This window comes from Winogradskyella sp., from assembly GCF_045105575.1.
Lineage (GTDB): Bacteria > Bacteroidota > Bacteroidia > Flavobacteriales > Flavobacteriaceae > Winogradskyella.
In genome coordinates this window covers 1-6,143 of record NZ_JBGCDQ010000065.1, presented here as the reverse complement: position 1 = coordinate 6,143, position 6,143 = coordinate 1, and the positions used below count along the sequence as shown (strand labels likewise).

Annotated in this window: 6 protein-coding genes; 4 read left to right on the top strand and 2 right to left on the bottom strand. The window is 35.2% G+C overall.

Going from position 1 to position 6,143, the window contains the following annotated elements:
- Positions 1-256: 256 nt before the first annotated feature.
- Positions 257-607, bottom strand: coding sequence for a hypothetical protein (locus AB8B52_RS14055; protein WP_406029210.1), 351 nt, complete (start codon positions 605-607; stop codon positions 257-259).
- 195 nt (positions 608-802) lie between these two features.
- On the opposite strand from AB8B52_RS14055, the gene AB8B52_RS14050 reads away from it, so the two are divergent.
- The 4 genes from AB8B52_RS14050 to AB8B52_RS14035 all read left to right on the top strand — a co-directional run bounded on the left by AB8B52_RS14050 (position 803) and on the right by AB8B52_RS14035 (position 5,739).
- Positions 803-1,330 (top strand): hypothetical protein, encoded by a 528-nt coding sequence (locus AB8B52_RS14050; protein WP_406029208.1) that lies wholly within the window; start codon positions 803-805, stop codon positions 1,328-1,330.
- A 591-nt stretch (positions 1,331-1,921) separates the two neighbouring features.
- On the top strand, positions 1,922-2,350 hold the full coding sequence (locus AB8B52_RS14045; RefSeq protein ID WP_406029206.1) for a DUF4268 domain-containing protein: 429 nt from the start codon (positions 1,922-1,924) through the stop codon (positions 2,348-2,350).
- Between the two features lie 356 nt (positions 2,351-2,706).
- Positions 2,707-4,602, top strand: a complete 1,896-nt coding sequence (locus AB8B52_RS14040) for a DEAD/DEAH box helicase (protein ID WP_406029204.1) — start codon at positions 2,707-2,709, stop codon at positions 4,600-4,602.
- A gap of 348 nt (positions 4,603-4,950) precedes the next feature.
- The gene (locus AB8B52_RS14035; protein ID WP_406029202.1) at positions 4,951-5,739 is read left to right on the top strand and encodes a carboxypeptidase-like regulatory domain-containing protein; all 789 of its coding nucleotides are present in this window, start codon (positions 4,951-4,953) and stop codon (positions 5,737-5,739) included.
- Positions 5,740-5,767: 28 nt separating this feature from the next.
- Here the strand turns inward: AB8B52_RS14035 and AB8B52_RS14030 are convergent.
- Positions 5,768-6,143, bottom strand: a 376-nt coding sequence (locus AB8B52_RS14030) for a TrmH family RNA methyltransferase (protein ID WP_406029200.1), incomplete at its 5' end; no start/stop codon positions are given.

The window sequence follows — 6,143 nt, the reverse complement described above, 5'->3', positions numbered from 1 at the left end:
CAAAACCAAAACACCATGGCAAAATCAAAAGACGCAAAAAAGAATGTAAAAAAGGAAGCAGCTTTATCACCAAAAGAAAAGAAAGCGGCAAAACTGGCTAAAAAGGCGAGTCGTACTTAAAGGTCATTTCAAAAATAACCAAACAACATACTGTAGCGCAAAATCAGCTTTATTCTATGAAAGCTAAAAAAATAAACAAAAAAAGTGCGCTACAATTGCAGTGCACTTTTAAGTATTTATGTTAAGCCTTTGGGTGTTATTTCACCATAGCTAATTCTTTAGCATCTAAAGCCTTTGTATAATTGGCCTTAACCGTGGTTAAATAGCCAAAGAATTTAGCACCGTTTTTTTGCTTTAGGCTAACGTCAGTGCTGCCATCTTCATTTGTGATGACGTCTTCTACAATGACCTCTGTATTATAAACACTTTTATAATTACCAAGTTGCCCTCGCTTTATTAAGATATTCAATTTAGGAAACTTAACATATCTAAAGTTACCCGTATTCGTTTCGTTAATAACAAGCACATCACCTACTTCTGGCGCGTCTTGTGCATGCATGGATAGTGAACATCCGAAAAATAACAGGATAAAAAATACATTTTTCATAATTTAAAGCTGCTTTGGTTGATATCATCACAAAAATACAAAAGGTGCTATACTGTGTGAAATTGTTTAAATTTTCTTTAACATATTTTAAAGCCTTGCTATTTGTCTTCGGCAGAATTGTTTTATTTTAGTTTCTTAAAAAAACAAACGTTTAACTAAAAAAAGGGGCTGTAAGTGCAGTTCTGTATATCGCATATGACATTACTAGGCATAGGATCGAGAATCAACCATTTAGAATACGGTAAAGGCGTGGTGACTAACGTTACGTCGAAACATTATTGGGTGACTTTTATAGATAAGGGATTAGAAACCATTGATATTGACTCAGAATTTGACGTTATTGAAGCAGCAGAAGACGATGTGGATACCATTAGCTTTTACGAAGTAGAACGCAGTTTGAAACAGATTTTAAAAAAATGGTCGGATGTTTCGGAAGTCGTGACCATTGCCGATAAGTGGAAAGGCGGTACATTGGTAATGACACCTGGCGACCCCAATTTAAAGTCGAACGAAGTTGCTATCGATACCTTTTTTCATAAGATTACCATGGTGCGCGATCGGTTGCGTGTGATGGAACAGAAGATTAATTCGAGCAATCTTGAAGAACAAGAGAAAATTGATTTGCAGCAGTATATTACTAGAAGTTATGGGAGTTTAACGAGTTTTAATGTGTTGTTTAAATTGAAGTCGCAGCAGTTTGTTGGGCAACGGTCTAAGGCCTAATTTAAATTATGAATTGGGTGTTTCTTTATTATTCAATTCAAGCTAATAGATAGTCAATTCAAGCTAATAGATCTTTTTTCTGTTCATTTTAGTTCCTGTTTTTTTTATTCTATTAAAAAGGAAGTCATGAATGCTACGGCATTTGCCTTGATGCAAAACGAACCAAAAAATCAAAACGATTTGTTAGGAAATTACTGCGTATCATTCGCTAATACATGATTGTTATAAGATTTTAATGTGTCTTTTTTATCCGATCCTTGATCTGTATTAATAACAATGCTTGTGGCTCATTATTTCTGAAAATCGTTGGTTCCGACTATGTCGGAATATGGGAGTTGAGTTTTTACTTGTGTTTGGACTTTATTCGCTGGGCGTTTAGCTTTTGGAATTTAAGTTTTGGCTTTTGGCTTTTGGCTTTTGGCCTTTAGCTTTTGGCTTTTGGTTTTTGGCTTTTGGAATTTAGATATTAGCATTGAGGTTCAAACCCAAAACTCTGAGGTCTGAACTCTTAAGTCCGAACTCAAAACTCAGCACCTTTTTCACTAAACAAGATATTATCCCTAAATTTGAACGGTACAAAAACACCTCCCTTTGTTTTCAAAAGAAGCATCACGACAACTGAGACAAGAATTCTGGACTAGCTTTGGAAAATCATTCCCAAGGAAATGGCTCTTATACGATACCAAGATTAAGGGTGTCGCGTTTAAGTTTCATTTTGATACGAAGAACGCTTTAATCGCGCTAGACTTAGAAGATGATTTAGAGAACCGTATTAATTGTTGGGTGCAACTTGAAGCTTTAAAAACCATCTTAACAAGAGACTATTTAACTGATGTTATTTACGACGAGCAATATGTTTTAGAAAACGGGAAAGAGATTTCACGAATTTATTTACCCTTGGATGAAAAAGTCTCTATCCATAATAAAAATTCTTGGAGATTGGTTATGGAATTCTTTAACACGCATATGCATTTATTTGAAGCTTTTTTTGAGGATTACCGAGATATTATAAAGGGTTGAGGTTTGAGGTTTGTTCTTGGGCTTAAGCCTATCGACTTTTATTCCTATGACTAAAACTAGCGTTGTTTTTATCTATTCAGCCTTTTATCTGCACCACTCTATTTTTACTTTTAAGCAAAACGATTAGTTCTATTTTTGGTTCTAAATGCCTGTAAATGTACCCAGATAAAACAACATTAGGTTATCCAATTAAATACCGTACCTTTGCAACTTGAAAAATAATTCACAGAAGCTTTTTGCTAAAGTGGATAAATTCCTCAGAGAGAGGATGTGTTACCTAGAAGTTTAAGTGTTTAGTATGTCGATTCGCTTCTTTTGTAACACCAAAAGCACATAATCGAATACAATACACAAGAATGAGCACATTCCAAGATTTAGGTCTTAATGAAGACCTTTTGCGCGCTATTACGGATTTAGGTTTTGAAAAACCTAGTGAAGTACAGGCAAAATCAATTCCACTTTTATTAGAAGAAGACAAAGACTTAGTGGCTTTGGCACAAACTGGTACAGGTAAAACTGCAGCTTTCGGATTTCCGATGTTGCAAAAAATAGATATCGATAGTAGAACCACTCAAGGTTTAATCTTATCTCCTACTCGCGAGCTTTGTTTACAAATCACCAACGAACTTAAACTTTACGGTAAATACTGTAAAGGACTCAATGTTACTGCCATTTATGGTGGAGCCAGTATTAGCGACCAAGCACGATCTGTAAAACGTGGAGCACAAATTATTGTTGCGACTCCTGGTCGAATGAAAGATATGATTAGCCGTAATATGGTTGATATTTCTAAAATACAATATGCTGTTTTAGATGAGGCTGATGAGATGCTAAACATGGGTTTTAAAGAGGATATTACTGATATCCTTTCGCATACACCAGATGATAAAAGCACGTGGTTATTCTCTGCCACCATGCCAAGAGAAGTGGCTACGATTGCTAAGAAATTTATGTACGATCCTATTGAAATTACCGTAGGTAACAAAAATGAAAGTACAAATAACGTTACGCACGAGTACTATTTAGTAAACGCACGAGATCGTTACCAAGCCTTAAAACGTTTGGCCGATACCAATCCGCATATTTTTGCTGTAATTTTCTGTAGAACAAAAAGAGATACGCAAAAAGTAGCGGAAAACTTAATTGAAGATGGTTATTCAGCAGGTGCATTACACGGAGATTTAAGTCAGAATCAGCGTGATATGGTTATGAAATCATTCAGAAACACACAAATACAAATGTTAGTGGCAACAGATGTTGCAGCTCGTGGTATTGATGTGGATGATATTACACACGTTATTCATTACCAATTGCCAGATGAGCCAGAAATTTACACACACCGTTCTGGTAGAACAGGTCGTGCAGGTAAAACTGGCATCTCAATGGTTATTGCTTCTAAAAGTGAAGTAAGAAAAATTAAAGGTATTGAGCGTATCATTAAAAAACAGTTTGAGAAAAAGGAAGTCCCTTCTTCTGAATCTATTGTAGAAATACAATTAATGGCATTAGCCAATAAAATACATGCGACAGAAACTAACGACGAAATCGATAAGCATTTAACTGGAATTAACGCGTTATTTGCAGATACTGAAAAAGAGGACTTAATTAAAAAGTTTTTCTCTGTAGAGTTTAATCGTTTTTATAACTACTACAAAAAATCGAAAGGTGTTGGTAGAGTCGAATCTCGCGACAGTGATAGAGATGGTGGAGGTCGTAATTACGGGAAATCCTCTAACGACACACGTTATTTTATAAACGTGGGTAGTAAAGATGGTTTTGACTGGATGAAGATGAAAGATTTCTTAAAAGAACAGTTAGAACTTGGTCGTGACGATGTTTTTAAAGTAGATGTAAAAGAAAGTTTCTCATTCTTTAACACCGAAAATGAATTAAAGGACAAGATATTAGCATTCTTTACTGATTATAAATACGAAGGCCGTTTTGTAAATGTTGAAGTCAGTGAAGACCGAGGAGGAGGACGCAACCGAGGTGGTGGCAGAAGTGGCGGAAGAAGTCGTGGTGGTAGTGATCGACGCTCTGGAGGCGGAGGTGGTCGCAGACGTGATGATAAACCAAGAGGAGAACGACGTTCTTCTGGAGGTTCTGGAAATCGTACTGATAGACGCAGCAGACGCTCTGATGATTCTTCTGGAAGTACTAGAAAATTTGATGACTCTAGAGGCGACAGACGTTCTTCAGAATCTACAGCTTCTGGTTCTGATAGACCAAGACGCTCAAGACGTAGAGATTAAAACTTTATAACATATAAACATCCCAAGACGTAAGGTCATTCTTAACGTTTTGGGATTTTTTTATATCTCAAATTTAAAGCAGGTCTATTTATTCGTTGAAAATTTGGTTGATACTAAAAATACATTTTCATTACCAACACTATATCTTGCGCCTTGTAAACTATGTTTATTAAAGGTTATAGTCCATTTCAAAAAACAATCCATTCCGAATTAAATATTAAGAATTATTAACCATAACCTAAAGTGTACAACAAATAGCCACATAAAAGCGTTAATATTACGTCAAATCTAAACCTGCCATCTGTTAAATTCATTTTCTTTATTATCTTTAACGCGTAACACAGATACATGCGCTATTTATTAATTTTATTTTTATGCTTAACTACAGTTTATGGCTATAGTCAAGACACTACAGCAACTAAAACACCGACTAAGGTTAAGGGAACTTTGGTCAGCGCGTCTACAAACTTACCGCTGAGTGAGGCTAATATTGTCAACATCAATCAGGTCGTTGGTACTGCAACAGATGATGCTGGTGTATTTGAAATTAAAGCTAACGTTAATGATACCCTACATTTATCTTACTTAGGTTACAAATCGATAAAAGTGCGTGTCACCAATGACTGGTTAAAATTTGGAGATACTGAAATCCAAATGACCGAATTGGCATTGGCTTTAGAAGAAGTTACAGTAAAACAATTACAGTTAACGGGTTACCTTGCTGTGGATATGAAACAAATTCCGGTTACCTCTAACAACCGTTATCGTATTTCTGGTCTGCCTGGTCAAGGTTACGAAGCTGGCAAACCAAATATTGCTACTAAGGTATTAGGTGCCATTTTTAATCCTGCAGATTTCTTATACAACATGTTTGGTAGAAAGCCGAATGAGATGCATAAGTTAAAAAAGATGAAGGAAGATGATGAAATAAGAAACCTTTTAGCAGCAAGATTTGATAGAGAAATGCTAACCGTTTTACTTCAGGTTGATCGTGTTGATTTAGATGAAATTGTTAGTCAGTGTAACTATTCTAAGGGCTTTATACAAACAGCTAATGATTTACAAATACTTGATGCCATTAGTGAATGTTATGAAGAATACAAGGTTTTAAGTAGAGGACGAAGTAGAAAGATTTAAAGCAAGAAATATATAATAACTTAAGAGGCTAATAGAGCCTCTTTTTTTTTTTCATATACTTATTACTTTGATTATACCGCTCAATAATCTCCTCGTAACTTTTAATTGTTTTTTTACACCAATCTAAACGTTTTTCTTGTTTTTCTTCTTCAGTAAGTTTCCAATTTATATCGGTCTGTTTTAGCTTTGTTGTTACATGTTGCAAAATAATAGCAGCAGAAACCGATATGTTTAAACTTTCTGTAAAACCAACCATAGGTATTTTCAAATAACAATCAGCAGCATCTAGAACATCTTGAGATAAACCTTCTGTCTCTCTACCAAAGAAAAAACAAGCTTTTTTTGTAATATCAAACTCATACAACAAGCAATCGTTAGTGTGCGGTGTAGTAGCAACAATTTGA

Excerpts from the sequence above, each read along its gene's own strand:
- AB8B52_RS14055 (WP_406029210.1), bottom strand. The coding sequence starts at position 607 with ATGAAAAATGTATTTTTTATCCTGTTATTTTTCGGATGTTCACTATCC.
- AB8B52_RS14050 (WP_406029208.1), top strand. The coding sequence starts at position 803 with ATGACATTACTAGGCATAGGATCGAGAATCAACCATTTAGAATACGGT.
- AB8B52_RS14040 (WP_406029204.1), top strand. The coding sequence starts at position 2,707 with ATGAGCACATTCCAAGATTTAGGTCTTAATGAAGACCTTTTGCGCGCT.
- AB8B52_RS14035 (WP_406029202.1), top strand. The coding sequence starts at position 4,951 with ATGCGCTATTTATTAATTTTATTTTTATGCTTAACTACAGTTTATGGC.